This is a genomic window from Mesorhizobium sp. M1A.T.Ca.IN.004.03.1.1, assembly GCF_003997555.1.
In the GTDB taxonomy this organism is placed as follows: Bacteria; Pseudomonadota; Alphaproteobacteria; order Rhizobiales; family Rhizobiaceae; genus Mesorhizobium.
Genome location: NZ_RZTV01000003.1, coordinates 405,878 through 426,009, shown reverse-complemented (window position 1 = coordinate 426,009; position 20,132 = coordinate 405,878). Strand labels below are relative to the sequence as shown.

The window sequence follows — 20,132 nt, the reverse complement described above, 5'->3', positions numbered from 1 at the left end:
CCCCTTCATCGGAGGATGCTGAGATGCTGTCAGACCTCGCGAAACTCATCGAGCAGGATCATTTAGCCTTGGATGCCTTCGTCAAGGGCAATCCCGAACCATTGAAAAGTCTCTTCTCACAACGGGATGACGTCGTCATCGCCAATCCATTCGGCCCGCCGGCAAAAGGATGGAAGAAGGCTGCCGAAACGATGGACCGTGCCGCTACCAACTACCGAGACGGAGAGATTATCGGCTTTGACCGTATTTCCGAGTACGCAACGACCGACTTGGGTTACATCATCGAGATCGAGCGGGTCCGATCCAAGGTCGGCGGCAGCGACAAGCTTGTTCCGATCTCACTTCGAACTACCACTATATTTCGGCGGGAGAAAGGCGCGTGGAAGATCGTCCTTCGTCATGCCGATCCTATAACCTCGCCTCGTCCGGCAGCCTCGATCGTCGGTGAGTAGAGAGGCTACCAAAGCCTGCGGCGCTGCTCGACCTGGCGCAACGAACGGCGCCGGCAAGTCCCTTGCGCTCGTGCGCGGCACAAGGCACATGTCCGTCCCCGCCGGCATCGGACCTTCCCTGCCGCAGGTGCTGGAGATCGAGCCATGCCCGACGCCGCCAACCATCTGACCTTCGCGCTGATCTGCCTCGGCATGGTGCTCACACCCGGCCCGAACATGATCTATCTGATCTCGCGCTCGCTGTCGCAAGGGCCGAGGGCCGGGCTGATCTCGCTGGGCGGCGTGGCGCTGGGCTTCCTGTTCTATGTGGTGTCCGCGGCCTTTGGCATCACCGCGCTCATCTTCGCCGTGCCTTATGCCTATGACGCGCTGCGCTTTGCCGGCGCGCTTTATTTGCTGTGGCTCGCCTGGCAGGCGCTAAGGCCCGGCGGCCGCTCGCCATTCCAGGTGCGCGAGCTGCCGAAGGACAGGCCGCGCAAGCTGTTCGTCATGGGGCTGATGACCAACCTGCTCAATCCGAAGGTGGCGGTGCTCTATCTGTCGCTCTTGCCGCAGTTCATCAACCCGGCCAAGGGCCATGTGCTGTCGCAGCTTCTGGTGCTCGGCGTGACGCAGATCTCGATCAGCCTGACCGTCAACGCCATCATCGCGGTGACGGCTGGCTCGATCGCCACCTTCCTCGCCGGACGGCCGTTCTGGCTGGTCGTCCAGCGCTGGATGATGGGCACCGTGCTGACGGCGCTGGCTTTGAAGATGGCGACCGAAGCGCAGCGCTGAGATCGGATGATCAGGGCTATGGCTGTTGTCCGCTGAAGGCCTGCTTCAAAAACGTGTGGACGTCGCTTGCCGATTTTTCGGCCGCAGCTGCGTTGTACTCCACCCGGTGGCCATACTGCTCGGTGCCCGTCTTGAATGACGGGGAGGCAAAGGCGTGGCGAGCGCCCTTGAAGACATCAAGCTGCACGGCGCTGCCCTTGCCGCTGCGCTGCGCCATCATTTCCCGGCAATTTTTGGCGGGGGTCCAATCGTCGAGCTCGCCGATCAGGATCAATGTCGGGACCGCCACGTCGCCATTCGTAGCCGAACAATTCGGATAGTAAGCGACAGCCGCCTTGAACTTGCGATCCATCAGCCGCTCGGCGCCGCCAAGTTGCACGGCCGCGAGCGTTGCGATCCCACCGGCGGAGAACCCCATCAACGCTGTGCGCTGCGGGTCGACGAAACTCAATTTCGACAGGAACTCCAAGGCGCCGTAGGCGTCATAAACGCGATCAGCAAACAGGCTGCCATCGGCGAGCAGGCCGTGATCACACGTCTCGCGAATACCGCGCGTGCTGAAGCTGTCGACAACGAGTACGACGTAACCCCAGGAAGACAATCGCTGCGACCAGGTTTTCTCTACAGTTGGGAATAGGCCCGAACATCCATGGAGAACGACGACCGCCGGGAACGGCCCCTCACCCGGCGGTCGCGTCAGATACCCATTCAATGGCGTGCCAGGAATGGCCTGGAGCGCTCGCCCGTTTTGTTGCGCAATGCGCTGCTGAAACGGCGTCGGCTTCACGGCCGCGCTTTCAAAGTGCGCCAACTCGTCAGCGTTGGCACGCGTAGTATCAATGCAGCCGACAGCCCAAAGCCCGGCCACGAATGCCGCCCCCTTGAGTGACCTCAAGAACATCTTCATGAACCAGGCTCGGTAAACCGTTTCGGGCCGTCTGCTTTGTTCGAGCCGGCGCGGCCTACATCGGCCGGCGGATGGGCCGGATATCCTGCGGCTCCACCACCTTGCGATAGAGATGCCAAGTCGCGTGGCCGAGGACCGGCATGACGACGGCAAGGCCGGCAAACAGCGGGATCGAGCCGATCACCAGCAGCACCGCAACCGTCAGGCCCCAGAGCGCCATCTGCAGCGGGTTGACTATTACGGCGCGCGCCGAGGTCTCGATCGCCGAGACGGCGCCGACGTCGCGGTCGAGCAGCAGCGGGAAGGCAATCACGGTCGTGGCGAGCACCACGATCGCGAAGACGAGGCCGGCAGCGTTGCCGAGCAGGATCAGCGTCCAGCCCTTGCCGGTCGTCAGCACGTCGCGCAGGAAAGTTCCGACGGAGGCCTGCGGCTCGGCGCCGAACAGGCTGGTGTAGATCGACTGCGCGGTGAACAGCCACAGAAGGAACAGCGCGAAAAGCAGGACGCCGATCGCCGCGATCGAGGGCAGCGCCGGCGAACGGCGCACGTCGAGCGCATGGTGCCAGCGGCTGCTCATGCCGAGCTCGCGCCGGCGGCTGATCTCGTAGAGGCCGATGGCCGCGAAGGGACCGATCAAGGCAAAGCCCGACATCAGCGGATAGACGAGCTGGATTGCACTCGAGCCGGAGGTCCACCGCGTCAGGATCAGGCCGACGACCGGATAGATCAGGCACAGGAACACGTAGTGGGAGGGCTTGGCCCAGAAATCCTCGGCGCCGAGCCTTAGCGCGTCCCATAGATCCGACGTGGTGATGTGGCGCACCGTGGGCTGCACATGCAGCCCTTGCGCGTCCGCCATGACATGAAAACCAGCCATAACCGTCCTCCGTATCGCTCGGGGGGCGGTCACCGCCTGGGTGGCCCGCCCGTGGCTGCCACTTCTAGAACGCCAGGATGATAACCGATCTCCCGGAGGATGTCGCCGCATAACGCGATTTTCATCGGCTGCCCGGCAAAAGCCACGATCGCCGGTATCAGAGGCCGGATGACCAGCCTGACCACCGATTCCCCCAATCTCGACAGACGCACATTGCTCAAGACCGTCGGCCTTGCGGCGCTTGCCGGCATTGCCGCCTGCACAAGCGTCCCGCTGCCGACCGGCGAAGGCGCCGGCGTGTCGTCTTCCGCCACTGGAACGTTGAGCACAATCCGCACATCGGCCGGACTGCCGGCGCTCATCCCGGACACGCAGCTCGAACAGGCGGCGCTGCAGCAGGCCGGCTACATGGCGTCGCGCGCCCGTATGAGCCACACCACGGGCTGGGGCAAGGATTTCGCCTCACGCATGAAGGGCAATGGCGTGCGCGGCGCCGCGGGCGAAAACATCGCCGAGGGACGTTTCGACCTGCAAAAGCTGTTCGACATCTGGATGCATTCGGACGGCCACCGGCGCAACATGCTCGACCCGGACTTCAGCCGCTTCGGGTTGGCTTACGTGCGCGACGGCCGCGATCCCAGCCTGCGCTACTGGGCACTGGTGCTGGGGAGGTAGCGGAGAGAGGGGACAGGAGCGACGAGTAATCTCTCCCCTTGAGGGGGAGATGGCCAGCAGGCAGAGAGGGTCGGTTCGACCGGGCTCGGCTTGCATGTGCAGATGAAGGTTGGCGTTCCATGCGCGGCGACCCCCTCTGTCGCCTTTCGGCGACATCTCCCCCTCAAGGGGGGAGATTATGCATCGCAGAGGCGGCGCGATGAAAATCAATCCATATGAGCGGCCGGCGCGCCGCCGGCGGGCGCGGCCTTCGGCTTGCGCAGCAGGATGACGAACGGGACGGCCAGCAGCGTCATCACCATCAGGAGTTTGAAGTCGTTGATGTAGGAGATCATCATCGCCTGGACGTTGACCAGCCTGTCGACCTGCGAAAGGGCCATGGGATCACCGCTCGCCGCCGCGGGCGAGGCTGCCCATAGGTTGGGGTTGTAGGGGTTGATGAACGCCCCGAGCTCGCTGTGGTTGACCTGCGTGTTCTGCACCATCAGCGCCGCAACCACCGAGACGCCGATCGACGAGCCGAGATTGCGCACAAGGCTGAACAGTGAGGTGGCGTCGGTGCGGTAGCGCGCGTCGAGCGTGGCGAAGGCCACCGCCGAGAGCGGCACGAACACCATGCCCATACCGAGGCCCTGGATGACGCCCGAAGAGATGATCAGCCAGTTGTCCATCTGCGGCGTGAAGCTTGCCATGGTGTAGAGCGACTGCGCGGTGAGCAGGAATCCGATCGCGACCAGAATACGCGCGTCGATCCTGTGCATGATGCGGCCGACGAACAGCATCGAAATCATCGTGCCGATACCGCGCGGGCCGAGCACGACACCGATGGTGACGGTCGGGTAGCCGAAGATGTTGGCAAGCATCGGCGGGAGCAGCGACATCGAAGCCAGGATCAGCACGCCCATGACGAAGATGAAGCCGAGCCCGGTCACGAAATTGCGGTCGAGGAAGATTTTCGGATCGATGAAGGGACGTTCGGACGTCACCGTGTGGATGATGAACACCCAGAAGCCGGTGATCGACAGCGCAAGCTCGATCCAGATCTCTGTCGAGGAGAACCAGTCGACCTCGCCGCCGCGGTCGAGCATCAGCTGCAGCGCGCCGACGCCGAGCGAGATCATGGCGAAGCCGAAGAAATCGAAGCTGCGCACGCGCTTGGCGACGACAGGCAGGTAGGCGGCCATGCCGATGAAGGCGAGGATGCCGACCGGCAGGTTGATAAAGAACACCCAGCGCCAGTTGAAATTCTCGGTCAGCCAGCCGCCGAGCGTCGGGCCGAGGATCGGCCCCAGCATGATGCCGGCGCCCCAGATGGCCATGGCCTGGCCGTGGCGTTCGCGGGGATTGATATCGAGCAGGAAGGTCTGCGACAGCGGCACGATCGCCGCTCCGAACACACCCTGCAGCAGGCGGAAGAGCACCATCGTCTCGAGGCTCCACGCCATGCCGCAAAGCATGGAGAAGATGGTGAAGCCGACGACGGAGGCCAGGAACAGCTCCTTGCGGCCGAGGCGGTCGGCGAGCCAGCCGGTGACCGGCGTCATGATGGCGGCGGCGACGATATAGGAGGTCAGCACCCAGTTGATGTTGTCCGGCGAGGCACCGAGGTCGCCGGTCATGGTCGGCAGCGCGACATTGGCAATCGTGGTGTCGAGCGCCTGCATGACGGTCGCCAGCATCAGCGCGACCGTGATCAGGCCGCGGTGCGGTACTTCCTTGAAGGGTTCGGGCGTGCTCATGGTGTGGAACTTCCAGCAGGTAACAAAAACGGGTACATTGGGTTGCCCGGCGGCGGCGCCTTCCTTTGAGACCCTCGTCGCGGTGGAACGCGAGGATCGATGTGGGGGTTACATCGACCGAAAGTCTCTGTTGGAGCGGATGCCTGCCGCCCGGAAACCTGAGGACCGACGGATCCGTGTCGAAAGCCTCTGCCTTGGATCGACCCGCGACGCGGCTCGCCTCAAACGCTCGGCTTTCCCACCCCTCCCCTCAGTCCATTCCCTTGCGCCCGCTCATGCCCGCGGGCTTCACTTTGCGTTACTGCGCGTGCTCGCCGGCCGTGGCGTGACCGAAGATCGACGGCAGGCCGCGCGCGACGCCGGTATCGACGGTGACCGTCGCGCTCATGCCGGTGCGCAGCGCCATCTTGGCGTCGGGGTCGGTCAGTTCCAGGCGCACGGGGATGCGCTGGGTGACCTTGACCCAGTTGCCGGTGGCGTTCTGGGCGGGCAGCAGCGAGAACTCGGCGCCGGTGCCGGCGCCGATCGCCTTGACGGTCGCCTCGAAGGTCCGGCCCGGATAGGTGTCGACCACGATCTCGGCCTTCTGGCCCGGCTTCATATTGGTGAGCTGCGTCTCCTTGAAGTTGGCGTCGATCCAGGTGTCGTCGGTCTCGACCAGCGCGAACAGCGGCGTGCCGACGGAGACATACTGGCCGACCTTGAAGGACGAGGCCTGGTAGACGATGCCGTCGGACGGCGCCTTCACCGTGGTCTGCGAGAGGTTGTAGGCGGCCTTGTCGCGCGCGGCGAGCGCCGACATCACGCTTGGATGCTTGTCGGTCTCGATGTCGGGGTTGCCGCCAAGCGCCGCCTTGGCGCTGATGATGCCCTGCTCGGCGACCGCGAGCTGCTGCTTGGCCTTGTCGAGGTCGTTGCGGGCCTCGTCCAGCGACGACTTGGCATTGATGCCCTTCTCAGCGAGATCGGCGGCGCGGTCATATTGCGACTGCGCATAGTCGACCTCGCTCTTGGCCGACTTCTGCTGCGCCATCGCCTGGCTGTAGGCGGCGCGCAGCTGCTCGACATTGAGCCGCGCGGCGGCAACAGCCGCGTCGGCCTGGGCCAGCGCGATCTTGTAAGGCTCGGGGTCGATGACGAAGAGAAGGTCGCCCGCCTTGACCGTCTGGTTGTCGGCAATGCCGACCTGGACGATGCGGCCGGCCGTATCCGAGGCAATCGAAATCCGGGCCTGCTGCAGGTTGGCGTTCTCGGTCTCCTGGTAGCGACCGCCGGTGACCCAGACATAGGCGCCGCCGGCGAGCAGCGCCAGCGGCAGGGCGACCATCAAAAGGAAGCGGCCGGTGCGGCGCTTCTTCCTCGGTGCTGCCGGTGCGGGCTGCGGCTCCGCTGCCGCGGAGACTGGCGCAGCCTCCGGCTTCGCCGGCGCCTCGATCTCGAGCTTGGTGACGTTGTCGTCTGCTTTCTTGGCTGCCGCGTTCATGCTGCCCGCCCTTCCGTATTCTTGATTTTTTCGAGGGACGACGTCTCGCCGTCGGTCAAATTCTGCACGATGGTGTCGAGCACCCGGATCAGGATGCGACGGTCCTCCGGCGATACGCCGATGAGCGATTCCTCATAGACTTCGCCGGCGAGGCTTTTGACATCGGTGTAGGCTGCGTTGGCCTTTTCGGTCGGGAAGATCATGCGCACACGCCGGTCGGCCGCGTCGGCGCGACGCTCGATCCAGCCGCCCTCCTCCATCCGGTCGCAGAGGCGAGAAACGCTGATCGGCTCGATCTCGAGCAGCTCGGCGAGCCGCGCCTGCGCGACACCGGCCTCCTTGGCGACGCGGACGAGAAGCCGCCATTGCGCCGAGGAAAGGCCCAACCCGCTGGCGCGCGCCTCAAAGCGCTTGCGCATGAGGCGCTGCACGTCGTGGATCAAAAATCCCAATCTGTCGATGCCATCTGAAACCATGAGCGGCATATATAATAAGCGTGCTTACTATTCAAGTGGCTGCGTTGTTCCAGAAGCCGGCAACCGCATGCGGCCATGCCAGGGCTGCATGGTCGAAGCTCGCCAAGGCGGGCATGAGAGCGCCACAGAGCGCCGGCTCCGGCGTCGTCTTCAGGCAATGGGTGCATGGCATGGTGCCAACTGTCTAGGATTCACAGTGTTTTAGCAGCTGTGCTGGTGCCGTTCGGCATGTTTGTGATACATCTGGCGGCGAGGATCGGGGGATCATCGCAATGCCGACGCTCTATGCGCTGAAGCCGGCTTTCCAGGACAGGCTGCGGCCGCTGGTCAACAGGCTGGCGGCGATGGGTGTGACGGCCAACGGCATAACGGTCGCGGCTGCGCTGCTGTCCATCGCGGCTGGATCGGCGATCGCGATCCTCCCCGATTGGAGCCCGCTGCTCTTCCTCATCCCCCTTGTGCTTTTCCTGCGCATGGCGCTCAACGCGATTGACGGCATGCTGGCGCGGGAACATGGCCAGGCCTCGACGCTCGGCATGTACCTCAACGAGATCTGCGATGTCGTCTCCGACCTTGCGCTGATCCTGCCGTTTGCCGCCCTCCCCCAATTCGGCGCCTGGGGCGTCGTCGCCTTTGCCATCGCCGCGGCGCTCACCGAGTTCGCCGGCGTGCTCGGCATCGCCGCCGGGATCGGGCGAAACTATGCCGGGCCGTTCGGAAAGAGCGACAGGGCGCTGGCGCTCGGCGTGGTCGCCGTGCTCGCCGCGGCCGGGCTCTGGCCGGAGGCAATCGCGCCGTTTGTGTTTCCGGCCATGGCTACGCTTTCGCTGCTGACCGCCATAAACCGGATACGCGCCGGTCTTATTGGCAGCACCGGCTGAGCACCGAGACTCGCCATGCCGCCCGGGGGAACCACCATGCTTCACGAACAGGTCGCCAGCGCGCCGGCGCAAAGCCTTGCGCGGCAGGCGCAGGAACGCACCTTCCGCAGCCATGACGGCACGCAGATCTTTTACCGCTACTGGCCGGCGATGCAGGCCACGGCCAAGGGCGCGGTCGTGCTCTTCCATCGCGGACACGAGCATGGCGGCCGCATGGCGCATCTCGTCGACGAACTCAGCCTGCCCGACTACGCCTTCTATGCCTGGGATGCGCGCGGCAACGGCCGCTCCGCCGGTGAGCGCGGCTATGCTCCGTCTTTCGCCGCGCTGGTGCGCGATATCGACTGTTTCATTCGCGAGATCGCCGCCAGGGACGGCTTTGCCGCGCAGGACATCGCGTTGATCGCGCAGTCCTTCGGCGCGGTGCTGGCGGCCGCGTGGGTGCACGACTATGCGCCCAAGCTGCGCGCCATGGTGCTCGCCTCGCCCGCCTTCTCGGTGAAACTCTATGTCCCTTTCGCCAAGGAAGGCATCGCGCTGTGGCAGAAGATCAAGGGGCGCTTCTTCGTCAATTCCTACGTCAAGGCGACCCTTCTCACTCATGACCCTGTGCGCATTGCTTCCTTCGAAAACGACAAGCTGATCACAAGGCCGATCGCCTCGAACATCCTGGTCGAGCTCTATCAGCACGCGGCGCGCATCGTTGCCGATGCGCGCGCTATCACCGTGCCGACGCAGCTTCTTCTGTCGGGCAGCGACTGGGTGGTGCGGCACGCGCCGCAGCACGAGTTCTTCGTCAATCTCGGCAGCCGGGCGAAGGAGCGCCACGTGCTGCCGGGCTTCTTCCACGATACGCTGGGCGAGCGCGACCGCGCCAAGGCGCTCGACCTGATCCGGCCGTTCCTTGAAGCGCAGTTCGCGGCACCCGCGGAAGCTGTCGACCTGAAGCAGGCGAACATCGCCGGCTACACGCGCGACGAGGCCGACCGCCTCGCCTCGCCGCTCGATCTGCTTTCGCCCAGGGGCCTCTACTGGGCTATGAGCCGCGCCTTCATCCGCATCGGCAGCTGGTTCTCGCAAGGCATGAAGGTCGGCGTTACCACCGGCTTCGATTCCGGTTCGACGCTCGACTATGTCTATGAGAACGAGCCGCGCGGCCTGGGGCCGATCGGCCGCATGGTCGACCGGACCTTCCTCGACGCCATCGGTTGGCGCGGCATCCGCCAGCGCAAGCTTCACATCGAAGAGCTGATCGGCTCGGCGCTGGCAATGCTGAAGGCCGCTGGGCGGCCGACCAACATCCTGGACATTGCGTCTGGTCACGGCCGCTACGTCCTCGATGCGATCGACATGAGCCGGGAGCAACCGACCAGCGTTCGGCTGCGCGACTATTCCGACCTCAATGTCGAGCTCGGCCGCAAGCTGATCGCCGAGCGGCAATTGCCGGCCAGCGTGTCGTTCCAGCGCGCCGACGCCTTCGACGGCGATGGGCTCGCCGCGCTCGATCCGGCGCCGGACCTCGCCATCGTCTCCGGCCTTTACGAGCTCTTCTCCGACAATGCGCTGATTGCGCGCTCGCTCGGCGGCCTTGCCCGCGCCATGCAGCCGGGCAGCCTGCTCGTTTACACCAACCAGCCCTGGCACCCGCAGCTCGAAATGATCGCGCGCAGCCTGACCTCGCATCGCGGCGGCCAGGCCTGGGTGATGCGGCGGCGCACGCAAGGCGAGATGGATCAGCTGGTCGAGGCGGCAGGCTTCGAGAAGCTCGACCAGCGCATCGACCAATGGGGCATCTTCACCGTCTCGCTGGCAAGGCGGCTTTAGGACCACCGCCGCATGCCTTCCAGTGCCGAGCCCCCGCCACTTTCACTCAGCGCCGAGCCCTATGGGCATGTCGTCCTTCGCGCAGCGCTGTGGCTCGCCTTCCTCGCGCCGGTCTTCTATTCGACCTACGGCTTCGCCAATTGGCTCGCCTCGACTCGCGACCATGTCGGCAGCATCGTGTTCTCCTGGGAACACCATGTTCCGTTCGTCGCCTGGACCATCGTGCCCTACTGGTCGATCAACCTGTTCTACGGACTGTCGCTCCTGCTCAACGACAGCCGCCAGGGCGTCGACCGGCTTGCCGGCCGCTACCTCACCGCGCAGATCGTCGCCGTCGCCTGCTTCATCCTGTTTCCGTTGACCGCCACCTTCGTGCGGCCGGAATCGAGCGGCCTGCCGGGTTTCCTGTTTGCGGTGCTCGGCGGCTTCGACAAGCCGTTCAACCAGGCGCCGTCGCTGCATATCGCGCTGTTGGTGATCATCTGGGATCATGGGCGCCAGCGCCTCGCCGGTCCTTTGCTGGGGCTCTGGCACGGCTGGTGCTTTCTGATCGGCGCCTCGGTGCTGACCACCTGGCAGCATCATTTCATCGACATCCCGACCGGCGCGCTGCTCGGCTTCTTTGCCCTGTGGCTCTTTCCGGCACAGGGCCAGCTGCCGTTCGCCGGTTTCCGCCTGACTGCCGACGGCAAGGCATGGCGGCTTGCGCTATACTACGCGCTGGGCGCCGCTCTGGCGCTAACGGGCGCTGTGGTCGGCGCCTTCTTCTCCGCCCTCGCCTTGTTGTTCCTATGGCCTTCGCTGGCGCTGGCCATCGTCGCCTTCGCCTATGCCGGGGCCGGCGCGAAAGTGTTCCAGAAGGCGGCGGATGGCCGTGTGTCGCTGGCGAGCCGCATCCTGCTTTGGCCTTATCGCCTGGGCGCCAAGGTCAATGTCTGGGCCTGGACGCGCAAGCTGCCGCCGGTCGTGCCGGTCAGCGACGGCGTCTTCCTTGGGCGGTTCCCGAACGCCGCCGAGGCAGACGGCTTCGGCACGGTGATCGATCTCGCCGCCGAGCTTGAGCGGCCGCGCGACGCGCCGGGCCGCTGGCAAAGCTTCGGCATGCTCGATCTGCTGCCGCCGCCGGCGGATACGCTCGACCAAGCGGTGGCCGCGATCGAGCCGGCGCGCCGGCATGGCACGGTGCTGGTCTGCTGCGCGCTCGGCTTCCAGCGCAGCGCCACCGTCATCGCCGGATGGCTCGTCGCGACCGGCCGCTCGCACACGCCATCCCACGCGCGCAAGCAGCTCGCCGCGTCCGGACGACCGGTGCATCTTCGCATCGGACTGGACGAGCCGGCATGACGGACGAAGCCTATCAGCAGCGGACAGCCGCCTTTGCCGCGATGCTGATCAAGCACGCCGCATGGCCGGCCGCGATCGTGCTCGTCTGCGACGGCTTCGCGCCTTTGGTGGCTTCGGCGCGCGGCGCGCTCCAGGCGCCGATCGCGGTGCTGGCGCTGCTGGTCGCCGCGGTAAGCGCCGTCGTGGTGCTTGGGTTTTCGGCGCTTCTCGCCTTCGACGCGCTGTTGTTCCGGCTGATGGTGAGCCATGACAATGAGCGTTCGGGATGCGCCGCGGTCGACGACGTGCTGGCGCGCATGCGGCTCAAGCCTGTCTCCTCGTCTCCGCGCCCGCTCGAGGACCGCATCGCCGGAACGCGCCGCCTGCTTGCCCGGCAGCGCATCGCCTTCGCGATCTTCGTCATCGCGTTCCTGACAGCCGGATTCTGGATGCCGGGATGAACAAGCTGTCGCTCCGGACCTTCACGCTGCTGCAGACGGCGACTTCGGTCGGCCTGTCGGCGCTGGCCCGGGCGGTGACCGGCGTGCGTCCGATCTGGAGCGGGTGCCAGCCATCGGACCGGCAGCGCATCTATTTCGCCAACCACACCAGCCATGGCGATTTCATCCTTTTGTCGGCCTGCCTCAGCGAAAGAGAACGCGCCACCACACATGCGGTCGCCGCCGCCGAATATTGGCGAAAGTCGCGGCTGCGCCGCTTCATCGCCGAAGACATGCTGTCCTCCGTGCTGATCAGCCGGCAATGGACGAGCCCGGAAGAGAACCCGATCTCCGTCATGCTTTCCGTCCTCGACCGGGGTCATTCGCTGATCATCTTCCCGGAAGGCACGCGCAACATGAGCGACGAGCTGCTGCCGTTCCGCTCCGGGCTCTACAATCTGTCGATGGCGCGGCCGGAAGTGGAGCTGATCCCGTGCTGGATCGAGAACATGTCGCGCGTGTTGCCCAAGGGCCAGTTCCTGCCGGTGCCGCTGCTTTGCCGCGTGGTCTTCGGCGCGCCGGTGGCGGTAGCGCCGGGCAAGGAACGCCGCGCCTTCCTCGAACGCGCCCGGGCCGAACTTCTGGCGCTCAATCCTCGCCCTGATCGAGACGAATGATGCGCCACGAAATCAGCATCCTGATCATCGGCCTTTTCGTGGTGCTGACCACGGCCAGCGCCACCGCCGCCGTGCTGTCGGCGCGCGCGCCGAAGCCGCTCAGCGCGACGCTCACCAACCTCACCCAGCGCATCAATGCCTGGTGGGTGATGGTGGCGCTGATGACAGTCGCCTTCTTCTTCGGCCGCTACGGCATGACCATCCTGTTCGCGCTGATCTCGTTCGCGGCGCTGCGCGAGTTCGTGACCTTGACGCACAGCCGCCGCAGCGACCATTGGGTTCTGCTCGGCATGTTCGGCATCGTCATTCCGGTCCAATACTGGCTGGTGTGGACGGCCTGGTACGGGCTGTTCGTGATCTTCATCCCGGTCTACTGCTTCCTGCTGATGCCGGCGATCACGGCGCTGCACGGCGATACCGAGCGCTTCCTGGAGCGCGTCTCGGCGCAGCAATGGGCGATCATGATCGCGGTCTATTGCGTAAGCCACGTCCCTGCGCTGCTGACGCTGAACGTGCCCGGCTTCGAGGGCCGCAACCTGCTGCTCGTCGCCTTCCTGATCATCGTCGTGCAGGGCAGCGACGTGCTGCAGTACATCTTCGGCAAGCTGTTCGGAAAGCACCGCTTCTCGCCAAAGGTCTCGCCGTCGAAGACCTGGGAGGGGCTGATCGGCGGGCTCGTCGCCTCGAGCCTGCTCGGCGCGCTGCTCGCCTTCATCACGCCGTTCTCGCCATTGCAGGCCTCGGCCGTCGCCTTCGTCGCCTGCACGATGGGATTCCTCGGCGGGCTGGTCGCTTCCGCAATCAAGCGCGACCAGGGCGTGAAGGATTGGGGGCATCTGATCGAGGGCCATGGCGGCATGCTCGACCGCACCGACAGCCTGGTCTTCGCCGCGCCGATCTTCTTCCACCTGGTGCGCTATTTCTGGACGGTTTGAGCGTCGGCATCGGCGTCTCCCCTGCGCAATTCCAGGGTCGCCTCACCCAAACATCGGAAAATTTTCAGAAACCGTTCGGGATTTCCGGAGCCGGAAGCGCCAAGAAGATCGGGCTGGCGAAAAGACAGGCCGCAAAGCCCGATCTCCCTCTCCAGCCAACTGATTTCCCGGTCGCCGCATCCTCCCAGCGCGGCCGCAACCTTGGTCATGGAGACAACATGATTGCACTTTTTCATAACAGGCCGCTGCGGCGCCGCCTTGTCGCCGGATCGATCGCCGTTCTTGCCTGCGGCGGCGCCATGGTCTGGCACGGCGCCAGAAGCGAGGCCTCGAACGTGAAGCCCGCCGCAGCCGAGACAAAGCTTGTCAAGGCCATCGCGGCCGTCCCGATGCTCAGCGCCGATACCCGCATCGCCATCGGCGAGATCCGGCCGAGGCTAGAAAGCGACCTCGGCTTCCGCGTGTCGGGCAAGCTGCTCGAACGTGTCGCCGAGATCGGTTCGACGGTGAAGAAAGGCGAGGTGCTGGCCCGCATCGAAGACCAGGACTATCGCAACCGGCTCGCCAGCGCCGAGGCCGATGTCGCGGCGGCACAGGCCGTGCTTGTCGAAGCAAAAGCTGCGGAGGCCCGGATCGGTGCGCTGCTCGGCAAGGGTTTTACCACCCGAGCCAATTATGACGCGACACTGAAGAATCTGCGTTCGGCGCAGGCCAAGCTCAAGTCGGCGAACATCGCCTTCGAGATGGCCAAGGACCAACTCGGCTATACCGAGCTGCATGCGGAATTCGACGGCATCGTCACCGCCACCGGTGCCGAAGCCGGCCAGTCGGTCAATGTCGGACAGATGGTGGCGCGGGTTGCCGATCCGGAGAGCCGCGACGCCGTGTTCTCGATCGCCGAAGCGGTCTTCGCCAACGCACCCGATACCAAGCACCCGCCAAAAGTGACTGTCTCGCTGCTCAGCAATCCGGCGATCACCGCGGTCGGCAGCATCCGCGAGATCGCGCCTATGGCCGACGCCGCGACCCGCACCTTCCAGGTAAAGGTCTCGATCGAGAATGCGCCCAACGAGATGCGCTTCGGCGCAAGTGTTTCCGGCCGCGCCGAGATGGGCGGCGCGCCGGTCATGGTGCTGCCGGGCAGCGCGCTGTTCGACAAGGACGGCAAGCCGGCCGTGTGGGTCGTGTCCGCCTCGTCGGCGGTGGAGCTCAAGCCGGTCACGGTTGCCCGCTACGAGACCGACCGTGTCGTGGTCAGCGGCGGGCTCGCCAAGGGCGATCTGGTCGTCACCGCCGGCGTGAACCGGCTGCGGGAACGCGAAAAAGTGCGTATCGTTGAAGGAGAGGAAAAATGACCATGTCCAAGACAAAGGTCCTGATCGCCGGCGCCGGCCCGACCGGGCTGACGCTCGCTCTCTGGCTGACCAGGCTCGGGGTCCCGGTCCGCATCTTCGACAAGGCCACCGGTCCGGGCGAAACCTCGCGCGCGCTCGCCGTCCAGGCGCGCACGCTGGAGTTCCATCGCCAGATCGGCATCGTCGAGGACATCCTTGCCGAGGGCATCCGGCTGGAACGGCTTACGTTGCATACGCCGGCCGGCGTCGCAGCGCGGCTGCCGCTTTCCGATTTCGGCCGCGGCATCAGCCCGTACTCCTTCGCCTTCGCGCTGCCGCAGGATATCCATGAACGCGTGCTGATCACGCATCTGGAACGCGCCGGCGTCGAGGTCGAGCGCGGAACGGAGCTCGTTGCCTTCCAGGACAAGGGTGACGCGGTCATCGCGACTCTTTCGCGGAACGGCAAGACCGAGACCGTCAGCGCAGCCTATCTCGCAGGTTGCGACGGCGCCCGCAGCACGGTGCGCCATGGGCTGAACATCGGTTTTCCGGGCGGTACCTACGAACAGGCCTTCTATGTCGCCGACGTGAAGGGCACGGGCAACGTCACCCGCAATGGCATGGACACAACCATCAGCAGCTATGGCTTCGCCATCGTTATGCCGGTCCGGCAGTCGGGCTCGCTGCGCCTTATCGGCATCGTGCCGAAGGCGCATGAGGCCGACGAGACGATCAGCTTCGAGGCGATCCGCGCCGATATCGAGCGCGAGACCGGCGTCACAGTCAACGAGGTCAACTGGTTCTCGACCTATCGCGTCCATCATCGCGTCGCCGAGCGCTTCCGCGCCGGCCGCGTGTTCCTCGTCGGCGATGCCGGACACATCCATAGCCCGGCCGGCGGCCAGGGCATGAACACCGGCATGGGCGATGCTGTGAACCTCGCGTGGAAGCTAGGCGCCGTTGTGCAGGGCCGTGCCGATCCGCGCCTGCTCGACAGCTACGAGCCGGAGCGCATCGCCTTTGCCCACAAGCTGATCGAAAGCACCGACAAGGTGTTCCGCTTCATCACCAACCGCTCGCGGCTGGTCGGCCTGTTCCGGCGTTACGTGATGCCGAAGGTCATGAACATCGGGCTCCACACCTCGTTCGGGTCGCGCGCATTCTTCGGCGTGATCTCGCAGACGGCGATCGAGTACCGCGCCGGGCCGATCAGCTCGGGCATGACGGGCAAGATCAGCGGCGGCGATCGCCTGCCCTATGTCGCCGGCAACGTCATGGGCGCGGGCGGCGACAATTTCGAGCCGCTGCGCTCGCTCGACTGGCAGGTCCATGTCTATGGCGAGGTCAATTGCGATTTCCGGGCGATGCTCGCACCGACAGGAATTGCAGTGCATGCCTTCGCCTGGACAGACGCAGCCGGGAAAGCCGGCCTGCAGCGCGACGCAGCCTATCTGGTGAGGCCGGACGGCCATGTCGCGCTCGCCTCGCCAGTCCAGGAGGCAGCCGCCTTCCAGCGCTATCTCGCGGGCCTCGCCATCAGGCCGAGAACCGCCGAGCGCGCGCCTTACCGTGTGCCGGGCACCATGCACAGCCTGGCCTGAATTGCGACAGTGCCCGCCAAGCGGCGGGCGCTGACCGAACCCAAACCGTCATTTGTTTTGGCCAGCCGGCAGGCGCCGGCGGAGCGCGCTTGCGCGCGCCCTGAAAAGGAACCACATCATGACCAGCTTCAATCTTTCCGAATGGGCGCTTCGGCACCGCAGCTTCATCGTCTACCTGATGATCGCGGCCGCCCTTGCCGGCCTCTACGCCTATGGCGGCCTCGGCCGCGAAGAGGACCCGCCCTTCACCATCAAGACCATGGTGGTGAAGACGATGTGGCCGGGCGCCAGCACCAGCGACACGGTGGAGCAGATCACCGATCGCATCGAGAAGAAGCTCGAAGAGCTGCCGGACCTCGACTACGTCAAGAGCTACACCAAGCCCGGCGAATCCGTCGTCTTCGTCAACCTCAAGGACACGGTGGCCGCCGACCAGGTGCAGCCGCTCTGGTACCAGGTGCGCAAGAAGCTCGACGACATCAAGCCGACGCTGCCGTCCGGCGTGCAGGGCCCGCTCTACAACGACGAGTTCGGCGACACCTATTCGCTGATCTACGCGCTCACCTCCGACAGCCTCAGCCATCGCGAGTTGAAGGATCTCGGCACCAGCCTGCGCGCCGGGCTGCTGACGGTGAAGGACGTCGCCAAGGTCGACCTCATCGGCCAGCAGGACGAGAAGATCTATCTCGAATTCTCGACGCAGAAGGTGGCGGCGCTCGGCCTCGATGTCGGCACGCTGTCGCAGGCGCTGCAGGCGCAGAACGCGCTGACGCCGAGCGGCACGGTCGATGCCGGCCCGGAGCGCATCGCCATCCGCGTCTCCGGCAGCTTCACCTCCGAGGAAAGCCTCAAGGCCATCAACTTCTACGCCAACGGCCATTACTTCCGGCTGGGCGACGTCGCCGAGGTCAAGCGCGCCTATTCCGACCCGCCGCAGCCGACGTTCCGCTTCAACGGCAAGCCTGCGGTCGGCATCGCCATCTCGATGACTTCGGGCGGCGACGCGCTGGCGCTGGGCGAGACCGTCAAGGAGAAGATGCATGAGATGCAGGCCGAGCTGCCCCTCGGCGCCGAGCTCGGCCTGGTCGCCGACCAGTCGCATGTGGTGGAAGAATCCGTCGGCGAATTCACCAAGAGCCTCGGCGAGGCGATCGCCATCGTGCTCGCCGTCTCGCTGCTGGCGCTCGGCTGGCGTCCCGGCGTCGTCGTAGCGGTCGCCATCCCGCTGGTGCTGGCGATCACCTTCGTCACCATGGAGTATTTCGGCATCTCGCTGCAGCGCATCTCGCTCGGCGCGCTGATCATCGCGCTCGGCCTGCTGGTCGACGATGCCATGATCGCGGTCGAGATGATGATCTCGCGCATGGAGGAAGGCTACGACAAGATCTCGGCCGCCACTTATGCATATACCTCCACCGCCTTCCCGATGCTCACCGGCACGCTGGTGACGATCGCCGGCTTCGTGCCGGTCGGCTTCGCCAAGAGCGGCGCCGGGGAATACTGCTTCTCGCTGTTCGCTGTCGTGGCGATCGCGCTCGTCGTCTCCTGGGTGGTCGCGGTGCTGTTCACACCGCTCACCGGCGTCTTCCTGCTGCCCGATCGCATCAAGGGTCATGGTGGCAGCCATCAGCCCTCGCGCATCGGCCGCGGTTTCCAGGCGCTGCTCGAGATGGCGATGCGGGCGAAGTGGCTGGTGCTGTCGGCGACGGCCGGACTGTTCGCGCTCTCCGTCGTGGCGATGGGCTTCGTCGGCCAGGAGTTCTTCCCGAAGTCCGACCGGCCCGAGGTCATGCTCGACCTCACCTTGCCGCGCACCGCTTCGATCAAGTCGACGGACGCCGTGGTCGAGCGCGTCGAGAAGCTGCTCGCCGCCGATCCTGATATCGACCACTGGAGCTTCTATGTCGGCCAGGGCGCGGTGCGCTTCTACCTGCCGCTCGACGCGCAGCTCGCCAACGACTTCTTCGCCCAGGCGGTGGTCGTGACGAAGGGCCACGCCGTGCGCCAGGCGGTGATCGACCGGCTGGAGAAGCAGCTGTCGACCGGCTTCGACGACGTCATGGCCCGCGTCACGCCGCTGGAGCTCGGCCCGCCGGTCGGCTGGCCGCTGAAGTTCCGCGTCAGCGGTCCGGATCCGGACAAGACGCGGAGCCTCGCGCAGCAGTTCGCGCAGGTGCTGGGCAGCGACGCCTCGGTGCGCAACATCAACTACGACTGGAACGAGCCGGCCAAGGTCATCAAGGTCGATGTCGACCAGGACCGGGCGCGCGCGCTGGGCATCTCCTCGCAGCAGCTGTCGGAGACGATCAACGCGGTGCTCTCCGGCTCGAAGATCACGCAGATGCGCGACGACATCTACCTCGTCGACATCGTTGCCCGCGCGGTGGAAACCGAACGCGCCAGCATCGACACGCTGCGCGGCCTGACGATCAGCGCGTCCGGCGGACGGCGGGTGCCGCTGGAACAGGTGGCGAAGCTCACCTACCAGACCGAGCCGCCGCTGATCTGGCGCCGCGGCCGGCTGCCGACCGTGACCGTGCAGGCCGATGTCGCGCCCGGCGAAAATGCCACGCTGGTCACGCGGCGGCTGGAGAGCGCCATCGCCGCGTTCAAGGCGGAACTGCCGGCGCGCTACAGCGTCGAACAGGGCGGCGTGATCGAGGACAGCGCCAAGGCGCAGGCCAGCATCTTCGTGGTGTTCCCGCTGATGCTGTTCATCATGGCCACCGTGCTGATGGTGCAGCTGATGAGCTTCCAGCGCCTGGTGCTGGTGCTGCTCACCGCTCCGCTTGCGATCATCGGCGTCGCCGGCGCGCTGCTCTTGTCGGGCGCTCCGATGGGCTTCGTCGCGATCCTCGGCGTGATGTCGCTGATCGGCATGGTGATCCGCAACTCGGTGATCCTGATCGCGCAGATCGACCAGCACATCGCCGCCGGCGAGGAACCATGGGCAGCGGTGATCAGCGCCACCACGCATCGGTTGCGGCCGATCCTGCTCACGGCGGCGGCCGCCATCCTCGGCATGATCCCGATCGCGCCGACGGTGTTCTGGGGGCCGATGGCCTATGCGGTGATGGGCGGCCTCTTGGTGGCGACCGTGCTGACGCTGGTTTTCCTGCCGACGCTCTACGTCACCTGGTTCGGCATCAAGGCGCCGGCTGAGAGCACCCCCGCGGCCGAACCGACCGCGGCCGCAGCCGAGCCCCAGCCGCTGGTGGCCTGAGCGGCGCCCTCCCAGCAGCCACGGCGGCCAACGCCGCGGTGGCGACCTTTATCACCCAAAACGGAAAGGAACGATCATGACACCCTTCTTTGGAAATCTTCTCGTTCGCGTGAATGCCGGCTTCCTGGTCCTTGCTTCCGCAGGCGGGCTCGCCACCGACATTGCCGGCTCGTTCTTCGGGCGCGGGGCTGAAGCCGTGCTGCTCAACAACGCACCCGGCACCGGCATCGGCTTCATCGAGGCGCACGGGCTGGCCCTGATCATCGGCGTGACGCTCTGGCGCATCGCCTACTCCCGCAACTGGCACGCCGTGCTGGCTGCCGTGCATGTGCTGCTCGGAACGGCCAACCTTCTGTTCTGGCAGTTCTTCATCGCCGCCGACGTGCTTGTCGTCGGCTACGTAACAACCGCGGCGCACTGGCTGTTCGTGGTTGCTCACCTGGCGGCGCTGACGGGTTCGACCCGGCTGGCCGCTTCATCCTCCCACTAGAACTGAACACCA

Annotated in this window: 19 protein-coding genes; 13 read left to right on the top strand and 6 right to left on the bottom strand. The window is 65.6% G+C overall.

Going from position 1 to position 20,132, the window contains the following annotated elements:
* Positions 1-23: 23 nt before the first annotated feature.
* Positions 24-452: a nuclear transport factor 2 family protein gene (locus EOD29_RS12420; RefSeq protein ID WP_067325104.1), complete on the top strand. Its 429-nt coding sequence runs from the start codon at positions 24-26 to the stop codon at positions 450-452.
* A gap of 144 nt (positions 453-596) precedes the next feature.
* Positions 597-1,229, top strand: a complete 633-nt coding sequence (locus EOD29_RS12415) for a LysE family translocator (protein WP_095778371.1) — start codon at positions 597-599, stop codon at positions 1,227-1,229.
* A gap of 16 nt (positions 1,230-1,245) precedes the next feature.
* Here EOD29_RS12415 and EOD29_RS12410 read toward each other — a convergent pair whose 3' ends face one another.
* Positions 1,246-2,136, bottom strand: coding sequence for a dienelactone hydrolase family protein (locus EOD29_RS12410; protein ID WP_245475325.1), 891 nt, complete (start codon positions 2,134-2,136; stop codon positions 1,246-1,248).
* Between the two features lie 55 nt (positions 2,137-2,191).
* Positions 2,192-3,016, bottom strand: coding sequence for a DUF2189 domain-containing protein (locus EOD29_RS12405; protein ID WP_127246849.1), 825 nt, complete (start codon positions 3,014-3,016; stop codon positions 2,192-2,194).
* A gap of 168 nt (positions 3,017-3,184) precedes the next feature.
* Here EOD29_RS12405 and EOD29_RS12400 point away from each other — a divergent pair, with 168 nt between their 5' ends.
* A complete protein-coding gene (locus EOD29_RS12400) occupies positions 3,185-3,691 on the top strand; it encodes a CAP domain-containing protein (RefSeq protein WP_095824874.1) in 507 nt (168 codons plus the stop codon).
* A gap of 206 nt (positions 3,692-3,897) precedes the next feature.
* Here EOD29_RS12400 and EOD29_RS12395 read toward each other — a convergent pair whose 3' ends face one another.
* From EOD29_RS12395 to EOD29_RS12385, 3 genes are all read right to left on the bottom strand, one after another.
* Complete coding sequence (locus tag EOD29_RS12395; protein WP_095784061.1) at positions 3,898-5,430, bottom strand: DHA2 family efflux MFS transporter permease subunit; 1,533 nt, start codon at positions 5,428-5,430, stop codon at positions 3,898-3,900.
* Positions 5,431-5,728: 298 nt separating this feature from the next.
* Entirely contained in the window at positions 5,729-6,913 is a 1,185-nt protein-coding gene (locus tag EOD29_RS12390) for an HlyD family secretion protein (RefSeq protein WP_127246848.1), read from the bottom strand.
* Positions 6,910-7,389 (bottom strand): MarR family winged helix-turn-helix transcriptional regulator, encoded by a 480-nt coding sequence (locus EOD29_RS12385; RefSeq protein WP_127246999.1) that lies wholly within the window; start codon positions 7,387-7,389, stop codon positions 6,910-6,912. The genes EOD29_RS12390 and EOD29_RS12385 overlap by 4 nt, the downstream gene beginning before the upstream one ends.
* A gap of 272 nt (positions 7,390-7,661) precedes the next feature.
* Between EOD29_RS12385 and EOD29_RS12380 the strand changes: the two genes are divergently transcribed.
* The 6 genes from EOD29_RS12380 to EOD29_RS12355 are packed head-to-tail and all read left to right on the top strand — an operon-like array spanning position 7,662 to position 13,469.
* Positions 7,662-8,270, top strand: coding sequence for a CDP-alcohol phosphatidyltransferase family protein (locus tag EOD29_RS12380; protein WP_127216863.1), 609 nt, complete (start codon positions 7,662-7,664; stop codon positions 8,268-8,270).
* 36 nt (positions 8,271-8,306) lie between these two features.
* On the top strand, positions 8,307-10,094 hold the full coding sequence (locus EOD29_RS12375; RefSeq protein ID WP_164763745.1) for a bifunctional alpha/beta hydrolase/class I SAM-dependent methyltransferase: 1,788 nt from the start codon (positions 8,307-8,309) through the stop codon (positions 10,092-10,094).
* A gap of 12 nt (positions 10,095-10,106) precedes the next feature.
* On the top strand, positions 10,107-11,438 hold the full coding sequence (locus EOD29_RS12370; RefSeq protein ID WP_127246846.1) for a phosphatase PAP2/dual specificity phosphatase family protein: 1,332 nt from the start codon (positions 10,107-10,109) through the stop codon (positions 11,436-11,438).
* Positions 11,435-11,878: a hypothetical protein gene (locus EOD29_RS12365; protein WP_127246845.1), complete on the top strand. Its 444-nt coding sequence runs from the start codon at positions 11,435-11,437 to the stop codon at positions 11,876-11,878. The genes EOD29_RS12370 and EOD29_RS12365 overlap by 4 nt, the downstream gene beginning before the upstream one ends.
* Positions 11,875-12,534, top strand: coding sequence for a lysophospholipid acyltransferase family protein (locus EOD29_RS12360; protein WP_127246844.1), 660 nt, complete (start codon positions 11,875-11,877; stop codon positions 12,532-12,534). Before EOD29_RS12365 ends, EOD29_RS12360 begins: the two co-directional genes overlap by 4 nt.
* On the top strand, positions 12,534-13,469 hold the full coding sequence (locus EOD29_RS12355) for a phosphatidate cytidylyltransferase (RefSeq protein WP_095784069.1): 936 nt from the start codon (positions 12,534-12,536) through the stop codon (positions 13,467-13,469). Before EOD29_RS12360 ends, EOD29_RS12355 begins: the two co-directional genes overlap by 1 nt.
* Here EOD29_RS12355 and EOD29_RS12350 read toward each other — a convergent pair.
* A complete protein-coding gene (locus EOD29_RS12350; protein WP_127240133.1) occupies positions 13,451-13,678 on the bottom strand; it encodes a hypothetical protein in 228 nt (75 codons plus the stop codon). The genes EOD29_RS12355 and EOD29_RS12350 overlap by 19 nt on opposite strands.
* A 9-nt stretch (positions 13,679-13,687) precedes the next feature.
* On the opposite strand from EOD29_RS12350, the gene EOD29_RS12345 reads away from it, so the two are divergent.
* From EOD29_RS12345 to EOD29_RS12330, 4 genes are all read left to right on the top strand, one after another.
* Positions 13,688-14,824, top strand: a complete 1,137-nt coding sequence (locus tag EOD29_RS12345) for an efflux RND transporter periplasmic adaptor subunit (RefSeq protein ID WP_245460715.1) — start codon at positions 13,688-13,690, stop codon at positions 14,822-14,824.
* Positions 14,821-16,407, top strand: coding sequence for an FAD-dependent monooxygenase (locus EOD29_RS12340; protein WP_127246843.1), 1,587 nt, complete (start codon positions 14,821-14,823; stop codon positions 16,405-16,407). Before EOD29_RS12345 ends, EOD29_RS12340 begins: the two co-directional genes overlap by 4 nt.
* Positions 16,408-16,525: 118 nt before the next feature.
* Positions 16,526-19,630, top strand: a complete 3,105-nt coding sequence (locus EOD29_RS12335) for an efflux RND transporter permease subunit (RefSeq protein WP_281059214.1) — start codon at positions 16,526-16,528, stop codon at positions 19,628-19,630.
* Between the two features lie 76 nt (positions 19,631-19,706).
* Positions 19,707-20,120, top strand: a complete 414-nt coding sequence (locus EOD29_RS12330) for a hypothetical protein (RefSeq protein WP_067324856.1) — start codon at positions 19,707-19,709, stop codon at positions 20,118-20,120.
* The last annotated feature ends 12 nt before the right edge of the window (positions 20,121-20,132 follow it).

Excerpts from the sequence above, each read along its gene's own strand:
- EOD29_RS12420 (WP_067325104.1), top strand. The coding sequence starts at position 24 with ATGCTGTCAGACCTCGCGAAACTCATCGAGCAGGATCATTTAGCCTTG.
- EOD29_RS12415 (WP_095778371.1), top strand. The coding sequence starts at position 597 with ATGCCCGACGCCGCCAACCATCTGACCTTCGCGCTGATCTGCCTCGGC.
- EOD29_RS12410 (WP_245475325.1), bottom strand. The coding sequence starts at position 2,136 with ATGAAGATGTTCTTGAGGTCACTCAAGGGGGCGGCATTCGTGGCCGGG.
- EOD29_RS12405 (WP_127246849.1), bottom strand. The coding sequence starts at position 3,016 with ATGGCTGGTTTTCATGTCATGGCGGACGCGCAAGGGCTGCATGTGCAG.
- EOD29_RS12400 (WP_095824874.1), top strand. The coding sequence starts at position 3,185 with ATGACCAGCCTGACCACCGATTCCCCCAATCTCGACAGACGCACATTG.
- EOD29_RS12395 (WP_095784061.1), bottom strand. The coding sequence starts at position 5,430 with ATGAGCACGCCCGAACCCTTCAAGGAAGTACCGCACCGCGGCCTGATC.
- EOD29_RS12390 (WP_127246848.1), bottom strand. The coding sequence starts at position 6,913 with ATGAACGCGGCAGCCAAGAAAGCAGACGACAACGTCACCAAGCTCGAG.
- EOD29_RS12385 (WP_127246999.1), bottom strand. The coding sequence starts at position 7,389 with ATGGTTTCAGATGGCATCGACAGATTGGGATTTTTGATCCACGACGTG.
- EOD29_RS12380 (WP_127216863.1), top strand. The coding sequence starts at position 7,662 with ATGCCGACGCTCTATGCGCTGAAGCCGGCTTTCCAGGACAGGCTGCGG.
- EOD29_RS12375 (WP_164763745.1), top strand. The coding sequence starts at position 8,307 with ATGCTTCACGAACAGGTCGCCAGCGCGCCGGCGCAAAGCCTTGCGCGG.
- EOD29_RS12370 (WP_127246846.1), top strand. The coding sequence starts at position 10,107 with ATGCCTTCCAGTGCCGAGCCCCCGCCACTTTCACTCAGCGCCGAGCCC.
- EOD29_RS12365 (WP_127246845.1), top strand. The coding sequence starts at position 11,435 with ATGACGGACGAAGCCTATCAGCAGCGGACAGCCGCCTTTGCCGCGATG.
- EOD29_RS12360 (WP_127246844.1), top strand. The coding sequence starts at position 11,875 with ATGAACAAGCTGTCGCTCCGGACCTTCACGCTGCTGCAGACGGCGACT.
- EOD29_RS12355 (WP_095784069.1), top strand. The coding sequence starts at position 12,534 with ATGCGCCACGAAATCAGCATCCTGATCATCGGCCTTTTCGTGGTGCTG.
- EOD29_RS12350 (WP_127240133.1), bottom strand. The coding sequence starts at position 13,678 with ATGACCAAGGTTGCGGCCGCGCTGGGAGGATGCGGCGACCGGGAAATC.
- EOD29_RS12345 (WP_245460715.1), top strand. The coding sequence starts at position 13,688 with ATGATTGCACTTTTTCATAACAGGCCGCTGCGGCGCCGCCTTGTCGCC.
- EOD29_RS12340 (WP_127246843.1), top strand. The coding sequence starts at position 14,821 with ATGACCATGTCCAAGACAAAGGTCCTGATCGCCGGCGCCGGCCCGACC.
- EOD29_RS12335 (WP_281059214.1), top strand. The coding sequence starts at position 16,526 with ATGACCAGCTTCAATCTTTCCGAATGGGCGCTTCGGCACCGCAGCTTC.
- EOD29_RS12330 (WP_067324856.1), top strand. The coding sequence starts at position 19,707 with ATGACACCCTTCTTTGGAAATCTTCTCGTTCGCGTGAATGCCGGCTTC.